This is a genomic window from Aquidulcibacter sp., assembly GCF_044346625.1.
GTDB lineage: Bacteria > Pseudomonadota > Alphaproteobacteria > Caulobacterales > Aquidulcibacteraceae > Aquidulcibacter.
The window spans coordinates 1-25931 of the sequence record NZ_JBIIYV010000043.1; the positions used below are offsets into that span (position 1 = coordinate 1).

At 55.7% G+C, this 25931-nt stretch carries 26 protein-coding genes, 1 tRNA gene and 2 pseudogenes; 14 read left to right on the forward strand and 15 right to left on the reverse strand.

Annotated elements, in window-relative coordinates:
* Positions 1-327 precede the first annotated feature (327 nt).
* Complete coding sequence (locus tag ACIQ20_RS11215) at positions 328-813, forward strand: VOC family protein (RefSeq protein WP_395780325.1); 486 nt, start codon at positions 328-330, stop codon at positions 811-813.
* Positions 814-864: 51 nt separating this feature from the next.
* Here ACIQ20_RS11215 and ACIQ20_RS11220 read toward each other — a convergent pair whose 3' ends face one another.
* The 4 genes from ACIQ20_RS11220 to ACIQ20_RS11235 all read right to left on the reverse strand — a co-directional run bounded on the left by ACIQ20_RS11220 (position 865) and on the right by ACIQ20_RS11235 (position 4967).
* The gene (locus tag ACIQ20_RS11220; RefSeq protein WP_395780327.1) at positions 865-2562 is read right to left on the reverse strand and encodes a flotillin family protein; all 1698 of its coding nucleotides are present in this window, start codon (positions 2560-2562) and stop codon (positions 865-867) included.
* 60 nt (positions 2563-2622) lie between these two features.
* Complete coding sequence (locus ACIQ20_RS11225; protein ID WP_395780329.1) at positions 2623-3279, reverse strand: OB-fold-containig protein; 657 nt, start codon at positions 3277-3279, stop codon at positions 2623-2625.
* A gap of 102 nt (positions 3280-3381) precedes the next feature.
* Positions 3382-3735, reverse strand: coding sequence for a hypothetical protein (locus tag ACIQ20_RS11230; protein WP_395780331.1), 354 nt, complete (start codon positions 3733-3735; stop codon positions 3382-3384).
* Positions 3732-4967, reverse strand: coding sequence for a class I SAM-dependent methyltransferase (locus ACIQ20_RS11235; protein WP_395780333.1), 1236 nt, complete (start codon positions 4965-4967; stop codon positions 3732-3734). Before ACIQ20_RS11235 ends, ACIQ20_RS11230 begins: the two co-directional genes overlap by 4 nt.
* 112 nt (positions 4968-5079) lie before the next feature.
* Here ACIQ20_RS11235 and ACIQ20_RS11240 point away from each other — a divergent pair, with 112 nt between their 5' ends.
* The gene (locus ACIQ20_RS11240) at positions 5080-5922 is read left to right on the forward strand and encodes an SDR family NAD(P)-dependent oxidoreductase (protein ID WP_395780335.1); all 843 of its coding nucleotides are present in this window, start codon (positions 5080-5082) and stop codon (positions 5920-5922) included.
* Entirely contained in the window at positions 5923-6324 is a 402-nt protein-coding gene (locus ACIQ20_RS11245; RefSeq protein ID WP_395780337.1) for a VOC family protein, read from the forward strand.
* Here the strand turns inward: ACIQ20_RS11245 and ACIQ20_RS11250 are convergent.
* Positions 6305-7390, reverse strand: coding sequence for an acyltransferase family protein (locus ACIQ20_RS11250; RefSeq protein ID WP_395780339.1), 1086 nt, complete (start codon positions 7388-7390; stop codon positions 6305-6307). The genes ACIQ20_RS11245 and ACIQ20_RS11250 overlap by 20 nt on opposite strands.
* Before the next feature lie 160 nt (positions 7391-7550).
* On the opposite strand from ACIQ20_RS11250, the gene ACIQ20_RS11255 reads away from it, so the two are divergent.
* Together ACIQ20_RS11255 and ACIQ20_RS11260 are read left to right on the forward strand one after the other, a co-directional pair.
* Positions 7551-8438, forward strand: coding sequence for a polysaccharide deacetylase family protein (locus tag ACIQ20_RS11255; RefSeq protein WP_395780341.1), 888 nt, complete (start codon positions 7551-7553; stop codon positions 8436-8438).
* 118 nt (positions 8439-8556) lie between these two features.
* Complete coding sequence (locus tag ACIQ20_RS11260; protein ID WP_395780343.1) at positions 8557-11400, forward strand: M16 family metallopeptidase; 2844 nt, start codon at positions 8557-8559, stop codon at positions 11398-11400.
* Here ACIQ20_RS11260 and epmA read toward each other — a convergent pair.
* Positions 11397-12449, reverse strand: a complete 1053-nt coding sequence (gene epmA / locus ACIQ20_RS11265) for an EF-P lysine aminoacylase EpmA (protein ID WP_395780345.1) — start codon at positions 12447-12449, stop codon at positions 11397-11399. The genes ACIQ20_RS11260 and epmA overlap by 4 nt on opposite strands.
* A gap of 110 nt (positions 12450-12559) precedes the next feature.
* Between epmA and efp the strand changes: the two genes are divergently transcribed.
* Genes efp through ACIQ20_RS11280 form a run of 3 tightly spaced genes read left to right on the forward strand, consistent with a single transcriptional unit; the run spans position 12560 to position 15757 of the window.
* A complete protein-coding gene (efp, locus tag ACIQ20_RS11270; RefSeq protein ID WP_395780347.1) occupies positions 12560-13132 on the forward strand; it encodes an elongation factor P in 573 nt (190 codons plus the stop codon).
* Between the two features lie 34 nt (positions 13133-13166).
* On the forward strand, positions 13167-14918 hold the full coding sequence (gene ggt / locus ACIQ20_RS11275; protein ID WP_395780349.1) for a gamma-glutamyltransferase: 1752 nt from the start codon (positions 13167-13169) through the stop codon (positions 14916-14918).
* Between the two features lie 53 nt (positions 14919-14971).
* Positions 14972-15757: an SDR family NAD(P)-dependent oxidoreductase gene (locus tag ACIQ20_RS11280; RefSeq protein ID WP_395780351.1), complete on the forward strand. Its 786-nt coding sequence runs from the start codon at positions 14972-14974 to the stop codon at positions 15755-15757.
* On the opposite strand, the gene rlmN is transcribed toward ACIQ20_RS11280, so the two are convergent.
* On the reverse strand, positions 15754-16941 hold the full coding sequence (rlmN, locus tag ACIQ20_RS11285) for a 23S rRNA (adenine(2503)-C(2))-methyltransferase RlmN (RefSeq protein ID WP_395780353.1): 1188 nt from the start codon (positions 16939-16941) through the stop codon (positions 15754-15756). The two genes, ACIQ20_RS11280 and rlmN, sit on opposite strands and share 4 nt — an antisense overlap.
* Positions 16942-17089: 148 nt before the next feature.
* Here rlmN and phnC point away from each other — a divergent pair.
* The 3 genes and pseudogenes from phnC to phnE all read left to right on the forward strand — a co-directional run.
* A pseudogene (gene phnC / locus ACIQ20_RS11290) lies at positions 17090-17878 on the forward strand (phosphonate ABC transporter ATP-binding protein); the annotation flags it as partial.
* Between the two features lie 81 nt (positions 17879-17959).
* Positions 17960-18982, forward strand: a pseudogene (gene phnD, locus ACIQ20_RS11295) (phosphate/phosphite/phosphonate ABC transporter substrate-binding protein); the annotation flags it as partial.
* Positions 18979-19809 carry a phosphonate ABC transporter, permease protein PhnE gene (phnE, locus tag ACIQ20_RS11300; protein WP_395780355.1) on the forward strand — a complete coding sequence of 277 codons (831 nt, stop codon included), beginning with the start codon at positions 18979-18981 and terminating at the stop codon, positions 19807-19809. The pseudogene phnD and the gene phnE, both read left to right, overlap by 4 nt.
* A 34-nt stretch (positions 19810-19843) precedes the next feature.
* On the opposite strand, the gene ACIQ20_RS11305 is transcribed toward phnE, so the two are convergent.
* Both ACIQ20_RS11305 and ACIQ20_RS11310 read right to left on the reverse strand, forming a co-directional pair.
* Positions 19844-20521 (reverse strand): protein phosphatase CheZ, encoded by a 678-nt coding sequence (locus ACIQ20_RS11305; RefSeq protein WP_395780357.1) that lies wholly within the window; start codon positions 20519-20521, stop codon positions 19844-19846.
* Positions 20522-20548: 27 nt separating this feature from the next.
* Positions 20549-20929: a response regulator gene (locus ACIQ20_RS11310; protein WP_395780375.1), complete on the reverse strand. Its 381-nt coding sequence runs from the start codon at positions 20927-20929 to the stop codon at positions 20549-20551.
* A 112-nt stretch (positions 20930-21041) separates the two neighbouring features.
* Here ACIQ20_RS11310 and ACIQ20_RS11315 point away from each other — a divergent pair, with 112 nt between their 5' ends.
* Both ACIQ20_RS11315 and ribF read left to right on the forward strand, forming a co-directional pair.
* Positions 21042-21476, forward strand: a complete 435-nt coding sequence (locus ACIQ20_RS11315; protein ID WP_395780359.1) for a MaoC family dehydratase — start codon at positions 21042-21044, stop codon at positions 21474-21476.
* Entirely contained in the window at positions 21476-22411 is a 936-nt protein-coding gene (ribF, locus tag ACIQ20_RS11320) for a riboflavin biosynthesis protein RibF (RefSeq protein WP_395780361.1), read from the forward strand. Before ACIQ20_RS11315 ends, ribF begins: the two co-directional genes overlap by 1 nt.
* Here ribF and ACIQ20_RS11325 read toward each other — a convergent pair.
* From ACIQ20_RS11325 to ACIQ20_RS11345, 5 genes are all read right to left on the reverse strand, one after another.
* A complete protein-coding gene (locus ACIQ20_RS11325) occupies positions 22408-22770 on the reverse strand; it encodes a gamma-butyrobetaine hydroxylase-like domain-containing protein (RefSeq protein ID WP_395780363.1) in 363 nt (120 codons plus the stop codon). The two genes, ribF and ACIQ20_RS11325, sit on opposite strands and share 4 nt — an antisense overlap.
* The gene (locus tag ACIQ20_RS11330; protein ID WP_395780365.1) at positions 22763-22975 is read right to left on the reverse strand and encodes a Trm112 family protein; all 213 of its coding nucleotides are present in this window, start codon (positions 22973-22975) and stop codon (positions 22763-22765) included. The genes ACIQ20_RS11325 and ACIQ20_RS11330 overlap by 8 nt, the downstream gene beginning before the upstream one ends.
* The gene (locus ACIQ20_RS11335) at positions 22972-23646 is read right to left on the reverse strand and encodes an LON peptidase substrate-binding domain-containing protein (RefSeq protein ID WP_395780367.1); all 675 of its coding nucleotides are present in this window, start codon (positions 23644-23646) and stop codon (positions 22972-22974) included. The genes ACIQ20_RS11330 and ACIQ20_RS11335 overlap by 4 nt, the downstream gene beginning before the upstream one ends.
* Before the next feature lie 32 nt (positions 23647-23678).
* Positions 23679-24602 carry a thioredoxin gene (trxA, locus tag ACIQ20_RS11340; RefSeq protein WP_395780369.1) on the reverse strand — a complete coding sequence of 308 codons (924 nt, stop codon included), beginning with the start codon at positions 24600-24602 and terminating at the stop codon, positions 23679-23681.
* 119 nt (positions 24603-24721) lie between these two features.
* Positions 24722-25261: a prolyl-tRNA synthetase associated domain-containing protein gene (locus tag ACIQ20_RS11345; RefSeq protein ID WP_395780371.1), complete on the reverse strand. Its 540-nt coding sequence runs from the start codon at positions 25259-25261 to the stop codon at positions 24722-24724.
* Positions 25262-25384: 123 nt separating this feature from the next.
* Between ACIQ20_RS11345 and ACIQ20_RS11350 the strand changes: the two genes are divergently transcribed.
* Positions 25385-25459: transfer RNA gene (locus ACIQ20_RS11350), tRNA-Gly, on the forward strand.
* Between the two features lie 206 nt (positions 25460-25665).
* Here ACIQ20_RS11350 and ACIQ20_RS11355 read toward each other — a convergent pair.
* Positions 25666-25931, reverse strand: a 266-nt coding sequence (locus tag ACIQ20_RS11355; RefSeq protein ID WP_395780373.1) for a hypothetical protein, incomplete at its 5' end; no start/stop codon positions are given.

Here is a 25931-nt window from a genome sequence, read left to right on the forward strand (position 1 = left end):
CAGGCGGCGACCCCATGGGCCCAATCGGCAACACCGGTGCCTTCGTCCCACGCTCCGACGCCACCGCAGCCGGTGCCGCCGCACGCACCAACCCAAACAACTGGAACGATACACGCGACAAAAGCGTCTCACGCTCCCTACGCGGCACAAAGAACTAGTCGTACATTCCTAGAGTTATTGACACCATGATAGAGAGCGGCCCATCAAGGCCGCTCTTTTCAGTTTGGGTTTCTAAACCCATCGGCTTCACCACCTTGTGATCCTTAAACAGCCAAGCTTTAGCACAGACCGTCTTGAGCATTGACTGGGCCCTGCTAGTGCAGGAGCATGAAGCAATCAGGTCACGCAATCAGGCTAAAGGCACAGGTCCTTGCGATGCTCTTCTACATCGCCGCTTGCGCCCCTGCGACAAGCCCAAGTCCCGCAAAGGATAAGACAGCCATGCAAAACCCCGTCTATCACTTTGAAATTCCCGTTACAGACATGGAGCGCGCGATCCGCTTTTATCAGGACGTGTTGGGTTATGAGCTGACCCGCCAACAAGTCGATGGCTATGAAATGGCCTTCTTTCCGCGCGCCGATGGCAAACCCGGAGCCAGTGGAGCGTTGGCAAAGGGTGATGTCTATGTGCCGTCCAAAACCGGCGCGATTATCTATTTCGATGTCCCAGATATCGACCCCATCCTAGAGAAGGCAAAAGCCCGTGGGGCAAAAATCCTTTATCCCAAGAAGTCGATTGGTGAGGCTGGCTATGTCGCGGAGATTGAGGACAGTGAAGGCAATCGCATCGCTCTCAATGCCCTCAACGACTAAGGCGCGGCAGGTGCATTATGCAGGCCTGCCGCGCGCCGATGACTAGATGACTTAAGAGTCTTTCTCCTCCTTTGCCTGACCCGCCTCGCCTTCTTGAAGCAGACCCGCCAAGCCTAATTGGGCAGGACCACCGCTTCCAAGGCCCACCTCTTTCAAAATGGAGTCGATCAAAGGCGCTTGAGCACGGTAGCGCATGGCACTTTGCACCACTTGGTCAGCCAGATTGCCATTCCCCTGCGCTTGTTCTCCCGACGAACCTGTCGGCCCAGTCAGGCCAGACACATCGACCACTCTGATCGAGTCGATGTTTTTCAAAGGCTCGACCGACGCGGCTATGATCTGATCCAACTTGGCAATGAGGGACTCGCGAATCCGCATCGCAACTTGTTCAGCACTCATGACATTGGCGGCTTCGTTGATGGCGCGTTCGCCTTCGGCCTGCACCGCAAAGCGCTTGGCGTCAGCCTCTGCCCGGATAGAAATCGCCTCAGCCTCACCCATCGCAATCAGCTTGGCGGCCTCCGCACGGTCTGTCGCAGCGATCTTCTCTGCTTCGGCTCCGACCTTTACCCCAATGGCATCACGTTCAGCTAAGCGAGCTGCTTCGATCAATTCAATGGCGCGGTTACGTTCCGCCACTTCGGTTTCTTGTACGGTTTTGACTTGCTCTTCCGCCCGGATGGCAATCGCGCGGGCCTTGTTGGCATCGGCCTTGGCGACGCTTTCTTCCTTCGACTTATTGGCAATCGCAATCTGGCGATCTTGTTCTGCCAATTCTAGCGACCGCTTTTTCTCCAGCTCGGCAGTTTCAGTTGCCCGCAGAGATTCAATCTGCCGCTGACGGTTAGCTTGCTCTTTCGCGATACGTTCTTGCTCGATATCGCGTTCAGCTGCAATTTTGGCCGATTCTGACTCCCGCGACTTCTCGGCAGTCACAAGGGCAACTTCGGCGGCTTGCTGAGCACGCATGGTCTGGATTTCACGCTGCTGACTTAGCGTAGCGGCTTCTTCTTCCAGCTTGATTTCCAAAGAGCGCTTTTGGGTTTCCAAATTCTGCCGCTCAATTTCGACCCTCGTGTTGGTCTCGATATCGTTGCGCATTTTCCGGCGCATTTCGATTTCTTCGGTCAGCTTCGTTAGGCCTTCAGCGTCGAACGCATTGTCTGGGTTGAAGAATTCCCGTGGGGTTTGGTCCAAACCTGTTAGCGAGACAGTCTCAAGCTCCAAGCCGTTCTTGGTCAAGTCTTCGGTCACAGCTTGTTGCACCTTTTGGACGAACTGGGTGCGCTGCTCGTGCAACTCGTTCATGGTAAGCTCAGCTGCAACCGAGCGCAGCGCATCGACGAACTTGCCTTCGATCAGCTCCTTCAACTCCTGTGGGGCCATGGTGCGACGGCCTAGGGTTTGGGCCGCAGCGGAGATTGCCTCCCGGTTTGGGGCCACCCGAACATAAAATTCAGCCAGAACATCAACGCGCATCCGGTCCTTAGTAATCAAAGCCTGCTCGCTGTTGCGTGTTACTTCCAGGCGCAAGGTCGCCATATTCACGGGAATGGTCTCGTGGAGAACCGGCAAAACGAGCGCGCCTCCATTGACGACAACACTTTCACCGCCCAGCCCTGTCCGCACAAAGCTGGTTTCCTTGGATGCGCGCTTGTAAAGGCGGGCGACCAGCACGGCGAACAGAATAAATAAAGCCAGTCCAACGACCACGAGGCCCAAAATTTCATAAAGTGCAGAATTAAACATCTCGCTTTCCTTCCTATGGCTTGCTTGGAAACAGGTTTAAGATTTTGAGTGACCCAATGCTTATCGGGTAAGCAGGGGCGTCGCGCTCGTGGCGTAGTAATGATGGTCGGCCCGCTGCGTGAGCAGCACGTCTTGCCCCTCGCTCAGGGTTTCCTCGGCCCCAGCAGGTTCAATCATGACATAATGGTTTTGACCAAATTGGTCGCGGACCCGCGCTTGAGCAGGCGAGCCGCGCTTGGCTTCGCCCAAAATGATTGAAGCTGTCAGTCCAACCAGATCCTGTTTGGACAGTGCAGTGGTTTCGGTCTTGGGCATCAAGCGGCCCAAGAGACCCCCAATCCAGCGTGTTCCCGGCACTGCGCCCACAAGGGCCATTGGCGCTGCAACACCCGCCGATAATATCTGACCACTCATAGCGAATGACGCCTGTTGGATCGCAAGGCCCGTTAAGCCAAAGACAGCACAAGCGGTCGCGAAGAACAGGGTAAAGGGCAAGCGGCCAATATTGAGATAGCCCAAAATGCCGCCAGCAAATCCGGTAGCATCACCTTGGCCGTCGAGGGAATCTAGCCCCGTTGAGTCCACGGACGAGAGCCCAATGAGGAGAAGGACAACCTCAACCGCGCACAAGGCGACTGTCAGGAGGAGGGCGCTGTAAAACAGCACATTTTGGCCCAAAAACAAATCAATCAACATCAATTTGCGTGCGACGGTCACCGCCCCGATAAACCGCCATCTCCACAGCCCTATAGATAATCATCCCAGAATAGGCCGCAAGAGGTTGCGTGCAAATATCGTCGTTAAAAGCTTGAAACGGTGCTAAACCTTGGCGAGTTCGTCGGCGACTTCTTCGCTAGAGGCTTCTTGGGTGTGCAGCGCTTCACGCTCTTGCTGCAGGACACGGAAGACGCGCGCCAGATATTCTTGCGTCCAGGCCCCGCGCTCCTCGGCTTGTTGCTTACTGGGTGTGAAGGTTTCGATTTCCTGCCGCGTCAGCACGCCGGATTGCTCCAGCAAGCGCTCCAACGTATCCGTACGCTCGCGCACCACTGCCAATTCCTGGGCCAGCACCAGAACGATGTTGGTCAAGCGCTCAACATCGGTCTCCAAGAAATAAGGCCGCTTACCTTTCGATTTGGCTCCTGCAAGGGCGAGCGGATCAATTTTGCTCATTTTACTGCCCCCACCACGTGCCAAGCGGCCTTGCGGCCATAATCCTCTTGCTTGGTATCTTTAGCGGCCTGGGGGAACACGTCCGGGTCAACCACTGCCGCGACACCACTATGCATCAGCTTATCGCGCGCGAAACCTGCCGACACCATCCAGCTGTCGAGATCGACTTCGTGCATTTTGGTCCAGAACGGCTCATTATTGTAGAAGGCATCCCAATCGCGCATGGCCTGCTCAAAAAAGGGCATTTCAGGGGTGTATTGCGGTTGCTCCACATGGAAAACGATCCCGCCGGGCTTCAACAGGCGGTGCGTTTCGGCAAAGATTTTCGGCATGGACGCATACGAAGTCTCGTGTAGGAACATACATGAGTGGATCATGTCAAAGCTCTCATCGGCGAGATCGGATAGGTCGCTGACATCGCCTTGCACAAAACTGATATTGTCTACGCCCATGGTTTTGGCCCGGGCCAAACCGTAGCGCAGCATGGGTGCGCCAACGTCTATCGCCACCACTTCGGCGTCAGGGAACGCTTGGGCAATTGGCAACACATTGTGGCCAAGCCCTGCACCAATATCGAGTATGCGCTTGGGCTTTAAGTCCGGAAGCGTCTCTTTCACCCAAGCGGCAATAGCCTGCCCACCACCATCATTATAGCGCCCCAGCATACCCCCGGTGGTGGCAAAGATGCCAATGTCATAATTGCAGGGACCAGTTACATCGCCATCGGTTAATTCCGTGTGGTAGCTGCCGGGCATGCAATGATGATCAATCGCCTCGACATAGCGTGGCAAGGGCAAGTCGGGATTGAGCTTCAGACGCTGATCATGTTCTGTCAGGGCCTTGGCCTTCGCGTTGAGTTGGTCTGCTTGGCGAAGCGTAACCCAACGACCAGCTTGTTGACGGGTTTCCATTGTGGCGCGACGCAGCGCACTCCACCATTGGAACAGGGAGTCCTTCAAGAGCGCCTTGCGAACTTCATGGCGATCCTTGAAACCGCGCCCATTGGCCGCGACGAATTTTGGCTCAACACGAGCATCAAACGCTTCTTTCACGCCCGGCATAATCTGGGTCGACAGATGACGGTTCATATGAGCCAAGAAGTTGAAGCGTGAAATCTCGTCGTGGCTCAACTGCGGATACATCCCATGTTGGCCCACAACCCGGTAATCAGGCGGCCCATCATAGGCGCGGGAAGGCTCTGCTTTGGGCTTATCGCTTACGAGATTGGACATGCTCACATCTCCTAGACCACACCCTGTGGCCATTTCACTTCTAAATGATATACCTATTGCCAGATGAAAAGAGCGTGGCAACCTGTCGCACAACATTTTTTCGGAGATCACTATGGCAGACAAGCGTTTCTTAGGCAAAACAGCGGTTGTCACGGGTTCTGGACGACGCAAGGGCTTGGGCGAAGCGATTGTGCGCAGGTTAGCAGCGGAAGGGGCGAACATCGTTCTGTCAGACATTGGTCGAGCCCGTGATGCGGCCACCTCCGCTGAACATGTCGGCCAAGAAGATGAGATGGCAGCTATCGCGCAAGAAATTGCTGCTCTAGGCGTCGGCGTCACCACAAAGGCCTGCGACGTGCGTATCCCCTCTGAAGTCGATGCGCTGGCCGAGCATGCAGTCGACACTTTTGGCAGCCTCGACATCTGGGTCAATAATGCCGGCATCGGCTATATCATGAAGCCATTGTTGGAGGTCACCGAGGGCGATTGGGATGCCGTGATCGACGTAAATTTGAAAGGGTGCTTCTTTGGAGTTCAAGCTGCTGCCAAGCGCATGATTGAGGCTGGCAAGGGCGGGCGGATCATTAATATTGCAAGCCAAGCGGCGAAGTCAGGCTTTCCCCATGCCCAAGCCTATACATCGTCGAAGCACGGTCTGGTTGGGCTTGCACGCTCTGCCGCAGTTGAGCTTGGGGCCTATCAGATCACAGTCAATAATGTTTGCCCGAACCATGTCACCACCGGCCTAGGCGCTTGGCAGAATGAGTATTTCTCCAAGGTTGTGGGTGCGGCCTCAGTGGAGGACTATCTGAAAGCGATGGCAGCCCGCATTCCCTTAGGGCGACCTGGCCTGCCTGAAGATACGGCTGCGGCGGTCGCCTTCCTTTGTAGCGCCGACGCTGTCTATATTACCGGCGAAAGCATGAACGTATCGGGCGGAGAAGAGCCCCACTAAATGAGGGGTTCCAAAGTGTTCTTATCCGCGATTTCGATCCTAGTTGCCGACTATGATGAGGCCATCGCTTGGTATTGCTCGAAGCTGGGCTTTGAATTGATCGTCGATACACCAATGGGTGGCGGGAAACGTTGGGTGGTTGTGGCACCGAACGCTGAAACGCAAACACGCATCATTTTGGCGAAAGCATCTGGACCTGAGCAAACCGCTTTGATCGGGCGGCAAATGGGTGGTCGCGTCGGCTTCTTCCTGCAGACAGATGCGTTTGACGATACCTATGCAAGAATGGCCATGCTTGGCGTGGTGTTCCGAGAGGAGCCGCGCAGCGAAGCATATGGCAAAGTCGTGGTCTTCGAAGATTGTTATGGCAATGGCTGGGATCTCATTCAGCCCGCCGATTAGCGCCTCGGATCCACAAGCGGGCTGGTTCCTCAATCAAATAGTGAGCGCACGCTGCAACCAGCATTAAGATGCCGGTCATCACCAAAATCGTCACTGGATTGATCGGAATGGGCATGCCCAAAACGCCTGCCAGATTTTGGAAGGCCATAAAAACAGGCACATGCAGGATGAAAATGGCATATGACCAGCCGCCAAGTTTCACCATCAGCGGCGCATCCAATCCCGTTCCGACGCCAGATTCTGGTTTTGTGACATCACGAGCGGCAAGTCCTAGGACCAAGAGGGCCCCACCCAGCGCCACCAGTCCGGTAGTGAGCGCAAAGAAGGCGCTAGCGACAGCAATCAGCGCCCCGAGAAGGACCGTGCGAAAGGCGTCTCGCGCATTCAAATTCCAAGTCTCATACAGGACACGGGCCGCGACACCAACGAACATCACGGATGCCCCACGCAAGATGCCCAGATCAGCGGTCGACTGGGTCATGGTGCGACCGAGAAGGGCGCGGAACCCCAGATCGATGAGTAAGACCAATGCTACGGCTAGCGTGAGCAACATTATAGGGCGACTTCTGAAAGCGGACGCGCAGGCTAGAAAGGCAGGGAACAGCAGGTAACCGAAAAATTCCGCACTGATAGTCCAGCCGGGGAAATTCCAAACGCCGGCACCCGGCACACCCCATGCTTGGACCAGAAGGATGTTGGCAATAAGACCAAGGCCTGTAAAGTTGCGCGCTTCATCGCCTTTCCCAACCAGATGGGCAGCAAGCACCAAACCGAACAGAATAGCCAAAGCCAAAAGGTGCAAAGGATAAAGCCGGGCGATGCGGGCTCGCAAGAAGGTTGGGAAATGAAACTTTGCCTTGCTCCTCGCCCAGTAAATATGAGTCAAGACAAAGCCCGAAAGTACAAAGAAGATATCAACCCGCGCGACGCCCGCCTTCATAATCGGCCAAGAACCAAAACCCGCATGGTCGTACATATCGCCGAGATGGAAGACCGCGATCCAAATCGACAGTAGGAATCTAAGCCCGGTTAAACTGTCGAACGTTTCAGGACGCGACTGGGTCAAAACACTTTTCCAATAAGATTTTCTAAAACGGTGGGAACCTACCTCGCACTGAAAAGTGCCCGTCTGACTGCAACATCATGAGGCGGCGGCACGACCTTGACAAGGCAGGAACTGGGCGGCACGTCTCAGGTCTTGTTCTCGCGGACTAAAGGCTCTGCTCATGACCGTCATTCCTTCCCACTTCAGTTGGCCTAATGGCACCAAATTGGCCATATCCCTTGTGATCAATGTGGAAGAAGGCGCAGAGCAAAATATTCGCGATGGCGACAAGGGTCCTGAGCCTGTGGATGAATTGGGTGCCGTGCCCAATCGTCCCATGCGTGTCTATGGCAATGAGAGCAATTATCAATATGGCGTTAAAGCTGGCTGGCCGCGTATCCGCGATCTGTTTGACACCTATCGTTTCGCACCCACCATCACGGCAGCGGCCCTAGCGCTTGAGCGTGCACCGGAAATCGCCGCCGATATTGTCGCCCGCAACTGGGAAGTGGCTGCACACGGTTATCGCTGGAGCCATCAGTTCTGGATGGATGAAGAGAAGGAACGAGCCTTCATTACCAAAGCGCGTGATTCACTTTTGAAAACGACGGGTCAGAAGACGCAGGGATGGCTGTCGAGATATCTGCTAACTGACCAGACGCGGCGGATTTTGGCCGAAGAAGGCTTCACCTATCATATGGACGATTATTCCGGCGATATGCCCTTCTGGGACAGCGTCGAGACTGCTCAAGGGATTAAGCCAATGCTGATCACGCCTTATGCAATCGACACCAATGACATGAAAATGTGGGTCGCTCCGGCCATGCAGCCATGGGATTGGGCAGAATATGCCATCCAAAGCTTTGACGCCCTGTTGGCCGAAGCACGACGCGGGCAAGCTCGGGTTCTCAATATCGGCTTGCATTTGCGGATTGTCGGCCGCCCAGGCCGGATTGGCGCTTTGGACCGGATCCTTGCCCACATCAAGGCGCATGAGGATGAGGTCTTCATTGCCGGTCGAAATACATTGGCGCAGGCTTTTGAATCGCAAGTCCCCTACAGCGCGTGACGGGCTGCTCAACCTTACTGAAATGTTACTTGACCGCAACACTGACGAGCCTGTGAGTATCAGTCAGTTTTTAACCCGCCGCGCGAAGGCGTTTGGCGTTTTTGAGTGGAGCATTTTGATGCGTCGATTGACAAAGGCAGTATTGGTTTCTCTCATCGCCTTAACGGCACAACCGGCACTGGCTCAGATCGCCCCACTGCCCGGTTTCCCGCAGGACCGCTATCAGGACTTTAAGGCCGACCCTGCCGTGACCTATGGCACGCTCCCCAATGGCATGCGCTATGCCATCAAAAAATGGCCGACCCCGAAGGGGGAAGTTGCCATTCGTTTGCGGATCGCGGTTGGCGCTCTCAATGAAGAAGACAATCAATCCGGGCTCGCCCATTTTCTCGAGCATATGGCCTTCAACGGCTCTGAAAATGTCCCTGAGAGCGAGTTTGATAAAGTACTAGCGCGCGAAGGCCTGGCCTTTGGCCCTGACACCAACGCCTATACCAGCTGGGATGAGACCGTCTATCAGTTAGACATGCCGAAGGCCGAGAAGCTGGAATTGGGCCTGTCTATGATGCGCGAGACAGCAGGACGTTTGACCCTCAACACAGAGGCCATTGATCGCGAACGCGGGATTATCCAGTCAGAAGAGCGTTCGCGTGAAAATCCTGGCTTCCGTCAGTTCCGCGCCTTTGCCGCACAAGCCCTTGATGGAACCCGCATACCAAGTCGTTTTCCAATTGGCGACATGAAAGTAATTCGCGAGGCCCCACGGGACCGCTTTGTTGACTTGTATAAGCGCTTCTACACCCCTCAGCGCGCGCTTTTAGTTGTGGTGGGCGACATAGATCCCAAGGCTGCTGAAGCCCTGATCAAGGCGCAATTCGCCAATTGGGAACAGCCCAAAGATGCCGGTAAAGACCCCGATCTTGGCACCCCGAAGCGTGAGCCGGGCTCCGTCAAAGTCTTCCAAGAGCCCCAACTCGCAACCTCGGTCAGCCTGTTCAATGTAAAGCCCTACGAGGCCGAGCCCGATACCAGCGCCAACCGGCGCGAGGATCTGTTGCTGGCACTGGCGCACCGCGTCATGAATACGCGGCTTGAGCGGCTTGCGCGGCGCGAAGGTTCCCCCATTACCAGCGCCTCGATCAGCACTGGCTCTTGGTTTAGGGCCGCACGCATCGCCTCAATCGAGACGACGGCAACCGGCCCAGCCAAATGGCGCGAAGCGCTCGAAATTGCGGACGGTGAATTGCGTCGTGCCCTTCGTTTTGGCTTTACCGATGATGAGTTTGCCGTCGCCGTCGCCGACACACGCGAAGGCTATAGCCGTGCGGCAGCGCAAGCTGGGGCAGCCCGCTCGGCAGAATTAGTCGATGATATTCTTTCAAGCTTCGGCGGCGACGCAGTGCTGACGACACCTGCAGATGATCTGGCGTGGTTTGAGAGAGTGGCCAGCACCCTAACCACACAAGCAGCCTTGGCAGAGCTTAAGAAGGCGTGGGGCGAGGATGTGCCAGAGCTGTTCGTCTCCACGGGCGAAGCGATCGAAGGCGGCGAAACAGCCGTTCAAGCTGCCTATCAGGGCGTGCGCGCCAAGCCCGTCACGGCGCCGAAGGCTGAGGCCAAAGCACAATGGGATTATGTGAACTTCGGCCCAAAAGGCACTGCCATAGAGTCGGTGCTCTTGGCGGATTTGGGGGTAACCCAGATGCGCTTTGCCAATCAGGTGCGCCTGACCGTCAAGCCAACTAAGTTTGAAGAAGGCCGCGTGCGCGTTCAGGTCAGTTTTGGCGAAGGCCAATTGGCGCTGCCGTCTGATCAGCCCGGCCTCCTCTATGCGATTGACGCAGCCTATATCGCGGGCGGGCTTGGCAAGCTGGATGCAGATGCCATGGAACGTGCGTTGGCAGGGCGCAGCGTTGGGCAAGGCTTCTTCATTGGCGAGGATGCCTTCAGCTTTGGCAGCTCCACGACGGCAGCGGATCTGGGCCTACAGTTACAGGTCTTTGCCGCCTACTTGACCGATCCAGCTTGGCGGCCCGATGGCATGGCCCGCCTGAAAGCGTCGAAGGACGCGATTTACCGCCAGATTGACACCACGCCTGGCAGCGTCTGGGGCACACAAGGCGATTACGTCTTGTTTGCCAACAACCCGCGCTTTGCCTTCCCGACGGCAGAACAATTTGACCAATTGACCTTGGACAAGGCCAAATCGGTCGTTGAAGCAGCGCGAAAGAATTCCGCGATTGAAATCTTGATCGTGGGCGACACCACGGTGGAAGCCGCCCGTGATGCCGTGGCGGCCACATTCGGCGCATTACCTGCCCGCGCCGCCACTCCGCCCGCTTTGGCCGAGGCACGCAAGGTCCAATTCCCCGCAGGTCGGGGAACGACGATCTTGAACCACAAGGGTCGGCCGGATCAGTCGCTCGCCATGGTCTATTGGCCAATGCGCGATTATGGCGATGGCCGTGAAGCGCGCGGCATCCGCATCCTGACTGCCATCCTGCAAAACCGGTTGACCGAGGTGATCCGCGAAGAATTGGGCGACACTTATTCACCTGGCATCGACTGGGCACCATCACGTGTCTTCCCGGGCTATGGCCGGATAGGTGCGATCGCAGAAGTCAAACCCGAAGATAGCGATAAAGTTATCGCGGCGATGGAAGCAATTGCGGCTGACCTTGCCGCCGGTAAGATCGATGATGACTTGTTCCAGCGGGCACGCCGCCCCTTAATTGCCGACTTTGATGAAACGACAGCCAACAATCCGTGGTGGTTAGGTGCGCTGAGCCAGTCCAGTTTTGATCGGCAGCGCGTTGTGCGCATTCGGGAAGGCAAGGACCAATATGCTTCAACGACTTTGGAAGACGTGAAAGCTTTGGCTAAGCGCTATCTTGATCCGTCCAAAGCCCGCTTGATCAAAGTTCTACCTACCCCTGCTACCAAAGAGGCGAAGGCCCCTTAAATCACGCCCGTCCACAAGACGTCATCAATGCGGCGGGCACCACTCGCCAAAACCGCTAAACGATCAAAGCCCAAGGCCACACCGCTGGCCTTGGGCATTTTCGTAAGCGCTGCCAAGAGTTCTTCATCTAATGGATAGCGCTCTCCATAAAGGGCCTGCTTCAGGTCCATATCGGCCTCGAAACGGGCGCGCTGTTCTTCTGCGTCGGTCAATTCGCCAAAACCATTGGCGAGTTCTACCCCACAGACGTAAAGTTCAAACCGTTCGGCCACGCGGGGGTCAGACGGGTCTTTGCGGGCCAAGGCCGCCTCACTAATCGGATAGGAGTGGAGGACACAGGGCGCGTCAAACCCAAGTTTGGGTTCAATCTTTTCAACCAGCACTTTTGAAAACACGTCCGACCATCTGTCTGATCGATCCGTTGTAACCCCTGCATCCCGCGCCTGTGTACGCAAGATGTCTAGGTCATTTTGCCCATCCGCGCTGATGCTGGCCAAAAGATCCATGCCGGCATAGCGGTCAAACGCTTCTGCTAAGCTTAACCGTAGGGGCTCTGCGTTAACGGGCACCTGATGCCCGCGCCACGCGAAATGATCGGTCGGGACTGCCGCCGCCGCCACGCGCAAAAGCGCAAGGCAATCCTCAATCACCACCTGCCAGTCTGCCTCTGTCCGGTACCATTCCAGCATGGTGAACTCAGTCGCGTGCAAGGGCCCTGCCTCGCGATTGCGAAACACGCGGGCGAAATCGAAGATTTTTTCCTCTCCTGCCGCCAAAAGTTTCTTGCAGGCAAACTCTGGGCTGGTGTGCAGATACATAGGCGTCGGCGACCCATCGGGGGCAAGCTTGGTCGTTGCAAGACCATGCAAATGGGTCTCGTTGCCGGGGGAGACTTGCAATTGCCCCGCCTCAATCTCGCAAAACCCCTCCGCCTCAAACCAGGCGCGCAAGGCCTTTTTGATGCGATTGCGCGCCAGAAGAAATGGCCGCCGATCAGCATGGCGGCCACGCTCCCACCACGGGCTCTGCGGTACGTCTGACCGTGTCATGCGTCACCCATTTGGCGGATTGCGCGAGAAAGGTTAGAAGGCGCCCACATCACAAGATTTCCACGCTTTGAACCGAAGTCGGCTCAAGGATCAGCACTGAAAGACAGATTATGGTCAAGGTCATCGCCTCCAGCCTTCGCAAAGGCAATGTTGTCGAACATACAGACAGCAAGCTCTATGTCATTTTGACAACCCAGAACATCCATCCCGGCAAGGGCACGCCGGTGACCCAGGTTGAAATGCGTCGCATCACCGATGGCATCAAAATGACCGAGCGCTTTAAGACCACCGACCAAGTGGAAAAGGCCTTCGTGGAAGAAAGCAAGTTCAACTACCTCTATGACGATGGCACCGCCCATGTCTTCATGAACCCGGACAATTTTGAACAGGTTCTGGTTCCCCATGCTGTGCTGGGTGATGATGCGGCTTATCTGCAAGAAAACATGGAAGTCTATTTGACCATCTACAACGAAACCCCATTGGCAGCCGTGCTGCCAACCCGCGTGACGTTGGAAATCGTGGACACGGAGCCAAGCATGAAGGGCCAAACCGCCTCTTCCTCGTACAAGCCTGCCATGCTTTCAAACGGCGTCCGCACTATGGTGCCTCCTTATATTGCGACCGGCACACGAATTGTCGTCCTGACTGAAGATGGCTCTTACGTTGAGCGCGCAAAGGACTAAGCTGAAATCAGATTTTTAAGGTGGAGGGTTTCAAATGCGCCAAATTCTAGTTTCCGGTTTGGCGCTTTGCCTTGCGGCCTGTGCCGCAGGCCCTGCGGCAACGCCCCCAGTCGCCCTTAAGCCCGCTGCGGATGCGCCAGAGGCAAAGCCTGCCGGCGATTGGAAGCATGGCGGCATGATTGCCGCGGCCAACCCACTGGCCGTGGAAGCTGGTCTTGAAATTCTGCGTGCCGGTGGTTCTGCTGTGGATGCAGCAATTGCCGTTCAAACTGCACTGGGTCTGGTTGAACCCCAGTCGAGCGGCATTGGCGGTGGTTCCTTCATGCTGCACTATGACGCCGAGACAGGCGATGTGGTGGCCTATGATGGTCGTGAAGTTGCCCCTGCGGCTGCGACCGACCGCCTGTTCCTTGATGAGGCAGGCAACCCTTTGCCATTCTGGACCGCGGTAAAGTCTGGCCGCTCGCAAGGGGTGCCCGGTGCCGTTGCCATGCTACATCTGGCGTGGAGCGAGCACGGCAAATTGCCGTGGAACCGTAGCTTCCAACCGGCAATCAAATTGGCTAGCGACGGGTTTAAGATTTCACCACGGCTGAACACAGTCGCGACCCAGCTCAAGCGCATTACCGAGCCCGGCGCGGATGTAGTGTCCTATTTGATGGATACATCGGGAACGGCTCTGCCCGCTGGCACGCTTTTAAAGAACGCCGCTTATGCAGACACCTTGACGCAGATTGCTGAGCAAGGCCCAAAGGCTTACTACGAAGGCCCAATCGCCGCTGATATCGTCGCCCGCTCGGGTCAAGCCCCCATGCCCGGGACCTTATCGCTGGAAGACCTGAAAGCTTATAAACCCAACAAGCTCCAACCCATTTGCCGCGCGTATCGCGAACGTAAAATGTGCGGCATGGGGCCGCCGTCCTCCGGCGGAATCGGGGTCATGGCCACCTTAGGCATTTTAGAAAACTTCGACATGGGCTCCACAGGCCCCAATGATGCACTCGGCTGGCATCGTTTCATCGAAGCCCAGCGTCTGGCCTATGTCGACCGCGACACCTATGTGGCCGACGACCGCTATGTGGCGGTTCCCATCGCAGGCCTCCTTGATCCGACTTATTTGAAGAGCCGCGCGGCGCTGATCTCTGATACATCGACCATGAAAACGGTTGAGCCGGGCGAGCCGCCGGGTTCGGTGAAGCGCGGTCGCGATGCAACGGGCAATGTGTTTGGCACCACCCATTTCGTCATCGTCGATCAACGCGGCAATGTCGTATCCATGACAACAACCGTTGAAAGCCTGTTTGGGTCACAGCGCATGGTGCGTGGCTTCTTCTTGAATAACCAATTGACTGACTTCTCTTTCCGAAATGTCGACGCGAAAGGTGAGCCGATCGCCAATGCGGCCGCGGGCGGCAAAAAGCCGCGCTCCAGCATGGCACCAACGATTGTGTTTGACAAAGACGGCCATTTTGAACTGGCAGTCGGCTCGCCCGGTGGTAACGCTATAATCGCTTATGTTGCCAAAGCTATGGTGGGCATGCTGGACTGGAATCTGTCGCCACAAGATGCGGTAGCACTGCCCAATATCGTGGCACGCTCAAGCCCTGTCTCGCTTGACCGGACACGGGCGAGCCCTGAATTGATCAAGAGCTTAGAGGCTCTGGGCCAAACATTCCGCGATGGCGGTGGTGCTGAAGGCTCTGGTTTGCATGCAGTTCGCTTGACCCAAGAAGGTTTGGTTGGTGGAGCAGACCCACGCCGTGAAGGCGTCGCGCGAAAGCCTTAATGTCACGAGAATCCAACACTATACAATTAGAAAGTAACCCCGGGAGCACGGCCATGTTTGAGAAGTTGTTTTCACTAGAAGGCCGTGTCGCCTTGGTCACGGGCGGCTCCAAGGGCATTGGCCGGATGATTGCTGAGGGCTTTTTGGCTCAAGGGGCCAAGGTTTACATCACGGCCCGTAAGGCAGACCAATGCATGGCCGCCGCAGAAGAAATGTCCAAGGGTGGGCGTAGCTGTACCGCTATTCCAGGCGATATCTCGACCTTGGAAGGTGTGAAGGCTTTGGCCGACACCATCATGCAGTTGGAGGATCACCTAGACATTCTGGTCAATAATGCCGGCACAATCTGGATGGCACCGATTGAATCCTACCCGGAAAAGGGTTGGGACAAGGTGATGGACCTCAATGTCAAAAGCCCGTTCTTCCTTGTGCAAGCTTTGCTGGGTCATTTGAAGGCGGCGGCTAAGTCCGGCCAACCAGCCAAGGTCATCAACATCACTTCGATTGATGGGATCACGGTCAACTCGGTCGATACCTTTGCCTATCAAGCCAGCAAGGCAGCGTTCGCGCATCTAACGAAGCGTTTGGCCGCTGATCTCATCAAGCACAACATTGTTGTCTCGGCTCTGGCACCTGGGGCCTTTGCTTCGGACTTGAACACAATTGCACGCGACCATGGCGAGATGGTGGCTGCAGCCATCCCTGCTAAACGGGTTGGCACGACCGAAGATATGGCCGGTACAGCGATCTATCTCGCCTCCCGCGCGGGCGATTATATGGTCGGCGAAGCAGTGATCATTGACGGCGGGCTGACGGCGATCGGGCGCGGTCAGGCTTAAGAGGCCTCGCTCGCCGCTGCCAATCGTTCGTTCAAGGCGACGCTGGCGCGCATCTTGACGCTTTCGCTACGCAATTGCCCGCAGGCTGCTAAGATATCGCGTCCGCGAGGCGTGCGGATCGGTGCCGAGTAGCCTGCGCGATTGACGATATCGGCGAAGGCATGGATCGTCTTCCAATCGGAACATTCATAAGCGGTGCCGGGCCAAGGATTGAACGGGATCAGATTGACCTTGGCAGGCATGCCTGAAAGCAGCTTCACCAAGGCGCGAGCCTCGGCTGGGCTATCATTCACGCCCTTCAGCATCACATATTCAAAGGTTACACGCTTGGCATTGTTCAAGCCCGGATAGGCACGGATGCCGTCCATCAATTCTGCTAGCGGATATTTCTTATTGAGTGGCACCAATTCATCCCGCAGCGGGTCATTCGTCGCATGAAGGCTGATAGCCAACATTGCGCCAGTCTTGTTGCCAAGCTCTTCTAGCTTTGGCACGACGCCCGACGTCGACACGGTGATGCGGCGGCGACCAATCGAAATCCCTTCACCATCGCTGATCAGGTCAATCGCCTTGGCGACTTCATCCAGATTGTAGAGCGGCTCACCCATGCCCATGAATACAATATTGGTCAAAGCCCGGCCATCCGTTGTCGACGGCCATTCATCCAAATCGTCGCGCGCAATCATGACTTGGGCAACGATTTCAGCCGCCGTCAAATTACGCACCAGCTTTTGCGTACCCGTATGACAGAAGGTGCAGGTCAGCGTGCAACCGACTTGGCTCGATACACACAATGCACCAGAGCGCGCCACATCGGGGATGAAAACAGTCTCAAACTCCACCCCCGGGGCCGAGCGGATCAGCCACTTGCGCGTGCCATCAGCAGAAACCAGTCGCTCGATAACTTCGGGTCGATCTAGGCTGTGATTGGCTTCCAGCAGAGCGCGCAGGTCTTTGCCAATATCTGTCATGACGTCGAAGTCGCGTGCACCGAAAAAATAGAGCCAACGCCAGATTTGTTGGGCGCGCATCTTAGCCTTCTTGGGCTCCACGCCTAATGCAATCACGGCCTCACGCATTTCTGCCAGAGTGAGGCCGACAAGCGAAGTCCGCGATGAAGTGGGCGGCGCAACAAGGTCGGCCGCCGCGCTTGGGCGGTGCGAAAGGTCAAGTGTGAGTGTCATGGGCGCTGCCATAGCACGGAAAAAGTGCTGCGTCAGCCGGGCATCACCTAAGCGGAAGCTCGAGCGTCACAGAACCGTCATACAGTGGCCTCGTGACTCTGGCGGCAAACCCGCTAAACAGGCTGAGCATGATCGCTTGTGGGGAAGTATGACAGCTCCAGTTCTAGAGGCCAAAGGCCTGTTTCGAACCTATGGTGCCCGTAAGGCACTAAATAACGTATCCATAACGGTCCAGCCTGGTGAAATGGTGGCGCTGATTGGGCCTTCAGGTTCTGGCAAGTCCACGCTTCTTCGCAATGCAACCGGCTTGATTACGACCGACGAGGGAACTGGCGAAGTCAATTTGTTGGGCGTTTCGGTGCAAAAGAATGGCAAATTGTCTGACTCCGTCCGCCAAGCGCGCGCCCGGGTCGGCTTTGTGTTTCAGCAGTTCAATTTGGTGGGTCGCCTCAGCCTGTTCCAAAACGTCATGCTGGGCTCTTTGGGCCGTCTTCCGTTCGCAAAGGGCTTTTTGGGCCAATGGCCCAAAGCTGATCAAGAGCGCGCGATGCAGGCCTTGGCCCGTGTAGGCGTCGCTGATTATGCAGCCCAACGCGCCAATACGTTGTCAGGCGGCCAGCAACAACGCGGCGCAATCGCGCGCGCATTGGTGCAAGGCGCGGAGGCTATCTTCCTAGATGAGCCAGTCGCCTCTCTCGACCCCGTCTCTGCCCGCAAAGTGATGGAGTTGTTGCGCGACCTCAATCAACGCGACGGCGTGACGGTGATCGTCACCCTCCACCAGATTGATTATGCGACGAAGTTCTGCGACCGGATTGTCGCGTTGAAAGAGGGTCAAATTGTGTATGACGGCCCGAAGGACGGCCTCACCCGAGATCGCCTGATTGAGATTTATGGTGCCGAGTTCGACGAGGAGACCGGCGACGCGGCACCAAAGGAAGAGCCGGTTCCAGAAATTACCAAGCCAAGCCATCAGAATATCTTAGAAAAAGTGGTGCAGTGGAGCTTGGCGTTGGCCATGGTCATTGGCGGCTCTTACGCCTTGTGGCAACAGGCCACGCCCAAGGTTGAAGCCGACATCAATTTCTCCATTCTAGCCACAGAGAACAGCCAAAATCTAGGTGCCCGCTGGAAGCCGTTTCTGGCCGATATGGAAAAGCAAACCGGTCTGAAAATTAAGCCTTATTTCCAAACAGGCTATGCACCTTTGGTCACCGCCATGCAATTTGGTCAGACCCAAGTAGGCTGGTTCTCGAACAAGCCAGGCTGGGAAGTCGCCAGCACCGGCAAGGCCGAAGTATTCCTCCGCTCCTCTGACCCATCCGGTGTGGACGGCTATAATTCTGTGGTGATTGTGAACCAAAAGTCGACATTGACCCTTGAAGAGCTCTTGACCTGCGACCGGAGCAAGGACTTTGGCATGGGGGATGCCAGTTCGACCTCGGGCACGTTGGCGCCAATGACTTATTTGTTTGCGCCGCGTAACATCAATCCTTCCAATTGCTTCAAGACCGTTCGCTCGGCCAATCACGAAGCCAATGTGCAGTCAGTTGCGGCAGGTCTTCTGGATGCAGCAACCAATAACTCCACCTCGCTACAGATTTTAGGCGTGCAGGATCCGCGGCTCATTGGGAAACTAAAAGTCATTTGGACCTCGCCGACTTTGCCAGAAGATCCCATCATGTGGCGCAAAGACCTCGACCCCGTGAAGAAGAAGAAAATCAAAGACTTCTTTCTCAACTATGGTCGGCAGGGTGATAAGGCACAGCAGGACCGCGAGCGTGCGATTCTGGCCTCGCTCAGCTTTGGCCTGTTTCAGCCCGCCAATAATGATCACTTGCTGCCGGTCCGGCAGATGCAAGCAACTGAAGATTTAATGCAAGCCCAACAATCGGGCGATGTCGGTAAGGTCGCCAAGGCAAAAGAGGCTTTTGACGCCATCCAAGCTGAAGCAGAAGCTGCCAAAGGCCGCGCCCTGCCCTTGCTCCCGACAACGCCAACCGAAGGCTATGCGGTTGAAGGAAAGGCGGTCAAGAAATGAGTGCGCCCCCAATGAAAGCAAGCAGCACTGTTTCGCTGGGCCATGTGCCCGCCCCACCCACGCGGACTGCAGCAGACAAACTCTATGACCTCTTGGTGTGGGGCGGGATTATTCTGTTACTGGTTATCAGCTTCGGCCCTGCCGAAATATCCAAGGTTACGCGGCTATTCACCAACTCTGAGAATATGCAGACCTTCACGACACGGCTGATCAATCCCGACTTTTCGGAATGGCGTATCTATGTGCGGGAGATGTGGCTGACCGTTCAGGTCGCTATCTGGGGTACGTGTTTAGCAGTCATTCTAGCCATTCCCTTCGGCTTTATGTGCGCATCCAACGTGGCACCAGCCTGGCTCGTCTGGCCGATGCGGCGTTTGATGGACTTTTTGCGGTCGGTGAATGAACTGGTCTTGGGCCTGATCTTCATTGTGGCTGTAGGCCTCGGGCCGCTGGCGGGGGTGCTGGCCATTGCGCTGCATACCGCCGGGGTATTGGCCAAATTGTTTTCAGAAGCCGTAGAATCGATCGATAGCCGCCCGGTCGAAGGCGTGCGGGCGACGGGCGCTGCCAAGCTGCATGAGATTATGTGGGGTGTCTTGCCACAAGTAGCGCCATTGTGGACATCTTATGCGCTCTATCGATTTGAATCCAACTCGCGCTCAGCCACGGTTTTGGGTCTGATTGGCGCTGGCGGAATCGGGATGAAGCTGATGGAAAGCATGAACAGCTTTCAGTATGAGCAGACCGCAGCCATCGGGATCATCATCGTCGTCGCAGTCACTCTGATCGATATGCTAAGCCAAGCCATGCGTTCCAGACTTTTGTGAACGCAGGCTTGGTAACCGCAGGACAAAGGTAGAATTAGTCGAACAAGGCGTCCAAGTCGCTTTGATCCATGGAAGCCCCTTCGGTGCCAAACAAGGCATCGATATCGTCTTGGGCAACTTCTGGACCGTTCAGCGCTGGCCCGTTCAACAGGTTCTCGCGCTTGCGTTTATCTTCTAAGGTCTCTTCAAGTTCGGCATCTTCGACGCCCATCACACTGGCAAACCGCTCAAGGCGCTGCTCAATATGGGTCAGGGTATCGACGACTTTCTTGATGCGCTGACCCGTAATGTCTTGGAACGTGCAGGCTTCAAAGATTTCCATCATCTTATCGGACACAAACGCCTGATAAGCGGCAGCGTCACTTGTGTCTGCAGCCATCACATCTTCTGCAACCGCCATGATCAGATTGGTGGCTTCCGCCGTGTGCTGAACAACCGCATGAAGTTCTGCCCCAGCGCCAGGAATTCGATCTTCGCTTAGATCATTCGGCCGTAAGTTGGAGATTTCAAGGCGCGTGCGCTGGATGTAGGACGAGATGTAACGCATCTCATCAAACAAAGTGCGGTCGATTGAGCTAAAGAACATTTGCATGGCTTCGCTCATTTGCGAAGCCAAGTTTAGAACCTCACCCAAGCGAGGGTCTTTAAGGTCTGCGCCTTTTAGCGCCGTGATTGCATCACGAACCTTGGTAGCAACTTCTGGTGCCGGCATCGTCAGCCCCCCTTAGACCAATAATGCTTAAAAATCGCCCAGAACTGAAGCAATCTTGGCTTTCAGGGTTTGGGCGTTGAACGGCTTGACGATATAATTGTTCACACCGGCCTTTTTGGCGGCGATCACGTTTTCCGTCTTAGATTCAGCGGTCACCATGATAAAAGGCGTCGGCTTTAAGATTTCATCGGCGCGCACTTCGCGCAGCAACTCATAACCGGTCATGGGCTCCATGTTCCAGTCCGAGATCACGAGGCCATATTTGGTCTGCTTCATTTTCGCGAGAGCTTCGCGCCCGTCAGCTGCCTCATCAACATTCTCAAAGCCAAGCTGCTTCAAAAGATTGCGAATGATGCGAACCATTGTCTGATAATCATCGACGACCAATACTGGCGCGTTCATATCCACTGCCATACGACTTCTCCTTTGGTGGCTTCAGCCACGCTCACCCCACGGTTGACAACCACTTACCAGTTGAGCGCTAAAGAAGCGTGAATCACGTTCCAGAAAAGGACATCCCATGCCAAATCCTGCAGCAGGCTATTATTTTGAAGAATTGAGCATCGGTCAGACCGCCGAATCTGCTCGCACAGTTACCGAAGCGGACATCCTCATGTTCGGGGCCGCCTCGGGTGACATGAATCCCGTTCACTTCGACTCTGAGTTCGCCGCAACCACTCGATTTGAAGAGCGGATCGCGCATGGCATGCTAACAGCTAGCCACGTCTCAGCCCTGATTGGCATGCGCTTGCCTGGTCCAGGCTCGGTCTATGTAAGCCAAAGCTTGCAGTTTAAGCGGCCGGTAAAAATCGGTGCGACAGTCACCAGCCGCGTTGAGATCACCGGGCTCGACCCTGCGAAAGGCTTTGTCACCCTGTCGACAACCTGCCTGATCGCTGGCAAAGCAGTGCTCAGTGGTGAAGCTATTGTGATGGTCGCCAAGCGCGAGGGCTAATGCTGAGTTTCGATACGCGGTCTCTCATTGCAGCAGAAGCACAAGGCGCAAGCATTGCGCTTGGGGCCTTTGATGGACTTCATTTGGGCCACGTAGCGGTTCTGCGCGCGGCTCAAGAGGCGTGCCCAGACAGCCCACTGGCGGTGGCGGCTTTCGAACCACCGCCCAAATGCTTTTTTGCTGGACCAGATACGCCGTCATTCCGCCTGAACACACCACGTCTGCGGGCGGAGCGAGCGGCTGATGTTGGCGCAGCCTATATGTTTGAAATCCCGTTCGATGCCACCATGGCCAGTATGGCGGCAGAGGATTTCATCACGGACATTCTGGTTGCCAAGTTCAAACCACGACATGTCACCGTTGGCCATGACTTCCGATTCGGCTGTGACAGGCGCGGTGACGGCGCAATGTTGCAAGCCATGGGGGACAAGTTGGGTTTTGGCGTCAGCATTGTTGAGCCTGTGCTGGACCACAGCGGCGTGCGCTATTCTTCCACCCGGGTACGCGAAGCCCTAAGAGCGGGCCATTTAGCCATGGTCACGGCGTTGTTGGGGCGTCCGTGGCGCGTGGAAGGTATTGTCCAGCATGGCGAGAAGCGCGGCCGCACGATTGGTTTCCCGACTGCAAACTTTCACTTGGAAGACCAGCTAGCGCCACGTTATGGTGTCTATGCCGTGCGCGTCAACCGCGTGGGCGATGAGGCTTGGTATAGCGGTGTTGCCAATTTTGGCCGCACGCCGACAACGGGCCTTAGGCAGCCCTTATTTGAGGTCAATATTTTTGACTTTGAAGGTGACCTTTATGGCAGCCGGTTAGAAGTTGGCCTGCACGCTTTCCTACGGCCAGAAATCAAGTTTTCGGGCTTGCCAGAGCTGATGGCTCAAATTGGCCGTGACGCCGAAGAAGCTGCACAAATCCTGTCGGTGGTGGCTTAAACCGTAATCGCCCGGCGATACGCTTCCATTAGGCGGTCTTGATCGCGGCCAAGCCGATAGAGCCAATCCCATGTGTAAATGCCGCTATCATGGTCATCGTCGAAGACAAGACGCAGAGCATAGCGGCCGACGGGCTCTGCCCGCACAATAGCTATATTTTGCTTCCCAGTTATCCATTTCTTGCCAGCAGCCGAGTGACCTTGCACCTCCGCTGATGGGCTTTCTACACGCAATAGCTCATACGGGATGATAAAACTTACCCCATCGTCAAAGCGGGCCTTGAGGCTCTGGGCCTCAGCCTGAAAGGTCAGTTCGACCGGCCAAGGGCGATCCGGGGCAGCAACAGCCTCGCTAGGCATCGTTCAGCTCACGCGCTTCACCCGCCAACATAATGGGCACCCCATCACGTATTGGATAAGCCAAGCGAGCAGCCTTCGACACCAATTCGCCCTTGTCGCGATCATAGGTCAAACGCGAACGGCTCACCGGGCAAACAAGGATTTCCAAAAGCCGTGGATCAATCTCGCGCCCTTCACTGGCAGTGTTCTTGGGGGCATCGGTCATTGCAGGGGCCTCTCCTCATCATCGGCATCGTCATCGCGGTCACCTTGATCCATGTCTAGTAAGGCAATCAGGACATCGCGTCGATCCTCAATGGTCGGTGCCTCCAAAAGGGCCTGCTTCTCAATCGGCACAAAAGGGCAGAGCGCCGAAAGCGCGTTCACCAGTGGCTCGGCTTGGGCTTGATCGATCGAACCCCAATCTGCTTTTAGGTTGTTTCGCTCAAGATAGGCGCGCAGGGCTTCTAACAAGTCTTTTCGGTCAAAGCCTACCATTGAGCCCGGCGTCCTCAAATCGTCGGCAAAGCTTTGCCAATCGGCGGTGACTTGGCGATAGGGTTTGGACGCTTGGTACTCGCGGGCGACGGCAAATCGGCAAATCCCCGTCAAAGTGATCAAATAGCGGCCATCGTCGGTTTCTGAAAACGACGTCAGTTTACCCACACACCCAACCCGCGACAGACCAGGCTTTTCAGGATCACCCGTCCCATCCGGCTGGATCATGCCAATCAACCGATTTCCAGCCAAAGCATCATCAATCATATTGAGATAGCGCGGCTCAAAAATATTCAGCGGCATTTGACCGCGCGGGAACAACAAGGCCCCCGTCAGTGGGAACACCGGAATGGTTGCTGGAAGGTCTGTTGGTTTGCGGTAGGCATAACCTGCCACCATGAATTTGCCCTCGTTTAAGCGCTGCTTTTGGATCAGGAAAACAAAATCGCTGATAATTTCCGCCGCCCTTGCCGCGTGACTTCTGCCATGGGCCCAGCCGCGTCAAAGACTTTGAGCAATTGCTTGCGGGCTGCATCGTCTTGCCACGCGCGGTCCTGCTTGATGATGAACAATAAATGTTCCACCGCGGCCTCAAAATCTCCCATCGCAATATGGGCTTTAGCCAGCTCAAATCGGGCGGAAAGGTCTTCAGGCGCTTCGGCTAGTGTCTCGCTCAAGACCGCCGGATCGCCAGCTTCTGCTACGTCCAAGATCAAATCAATCTGGGCCTGCACGCTGACGACATCACTGTCCTTCGCCTTGGCTTTGGGAATAGAAGCTAAAATCTCTTGTGCCTTTTCTAATTCTCCACCCATCACATAGACGCGCGCAAGACCGGCAAGCGCTTTTGCATTCTCCGGGTCGAGGCTGGCAGCTTGCGCATAGGACTGCCCCGCCCCGCCCAGATCACCTAGATCAAGGCTCTCTTTTGCCGCGGCCAAAAGCTCATCCACACCGGCAGGCTGGTCTCCGACCAAGCGATCAACCAACGCCTTAATCTGGCTTTCGGGCTGGGCTCCCATAAAGCCGTCTACTGGACGGCCTTTGTCGAAGGCAAACACGGCCGGGATAGATTGCACCCGCAATTGGCCAGCAATGGCTGGATGCTCATCAATGTTGATTTTCACAAGGCGTACTTTGCCATTGGCGGCACGCACCACTTTCTCCAAAATTGGAGTCAGCGTCCGGCACGGACCACACCAAGGTGCCCAAAAGTCGACCAGCACCGGTGTTTCCATAGAAACATCGATGACATCAGCCTTAAAGGCTTGATCACTACCGTCCTTGATCAGGCCAGTCGGGTCGGCAGATGGGCCGGATTTGGGTTTTGACGTGCCTAAGCCAATAAGGGCCATGGATGTATCCGTGCGGTGCGCACGCTCCTCTCACACTGCGTTCTCGATGAAGTCGTTTCTTGGTTAGAAATGGGCTTAGCCCCATCAGGTTGCAAGCGCTGGCCTGTGTTTCGTGGGCATTATCTCCAAGGTTTAGCTTGGGGTGCCTCGCCCGAAAAATCACACTGATAAACCCGCCCACCCCAATGGCGGATAAACACCCCCAGATCCGCTTGAGAGACTGCGGTGGTCGCATCATTTTTCAACGGGTGGAAGTTGATTGGCTCTGCCGCCAACAGAGCCTCATCGAGGACCAACGTGACCTTCTGCCCCGGGTCATTAATCAGCGCGAAAAGCGTCACAGAGCCGGGCGTGACGCCCAAATACTCTAACAGGTGCGCCTCGCTACCAAAGCTTAGGCGCGCGCAGTCCAGCGTCTTGTGAAGCTGATTGAGGCGCACTTGTGTTTGACCCAAAGCGGAGACGAGAAAGAACGCCCCCTCCTTATCCTTAAGAAACAGATTCTTGGTGTGCCCACCGGGAAGCGCAGCCTTAATGTCCGCCCCTTCTTCAACCGTGAAAACCGGGCGATGATCCAACGTATGGTGGACGATGTCCAACTGCTCGAAAAGAGCGAAAAGATCGGCGCGAGTGGCAGGTTCAGAGGCAATAGCAGTCATGCTCTTGCTGTAACCCATCGCACCTAGCTGCATCAAGCACGGCACACCCCCCTTGCACTTAAGTCATCTCTAAGGCATATGCGCCGTCCTTACGGAGGACTTGTGCCTTCGGTACCCAAGGACGCGGGCGTAGCTCAGGGGTAGAGCGCCACCTTGCCAAGGTGGATGTCGTGAGTTCGAATCTCATCGCCCGCTCCATTTTTTCTCAATAACTTCAAAATTTTAGACGAAAAACGGCTTGGTAGCTGGCCAAGCCACGCAAGCCATTTTGGCCCCAAAATTGGGCCAGCTACCACCCAGCTACCACTTTTGTTGGCTGTATTTTGGGTGAATTTTTTGCAGTTGAGCGTCGTTGGAGTGCGCTAAGAGCCCGTCCAGTTCACAAAAGTGTCTATTGCCTGCAATCAATTTGCGGATTGGATCGGCGATCGACCGCAGTTTGCCAAATGAGTAGGCCCGAGCTTGCGCCACGAGGCATTGGCAAATGGCGTTTTGGCTGGCGTGAGGGCATAGAGGTCATCGCATAGTAGCCCGCTCGCTAGCGACTTGTTTTGGCCGAAGAACGAACCCGCTCCGCGGGAGGTTTGTGCGTGATGGTCTGGGGGCATGGATTTGGGTTGATTGCGATTTTGATTGAAGAGGTGGGTTTGGGCTCTGACGATGGTGGCTC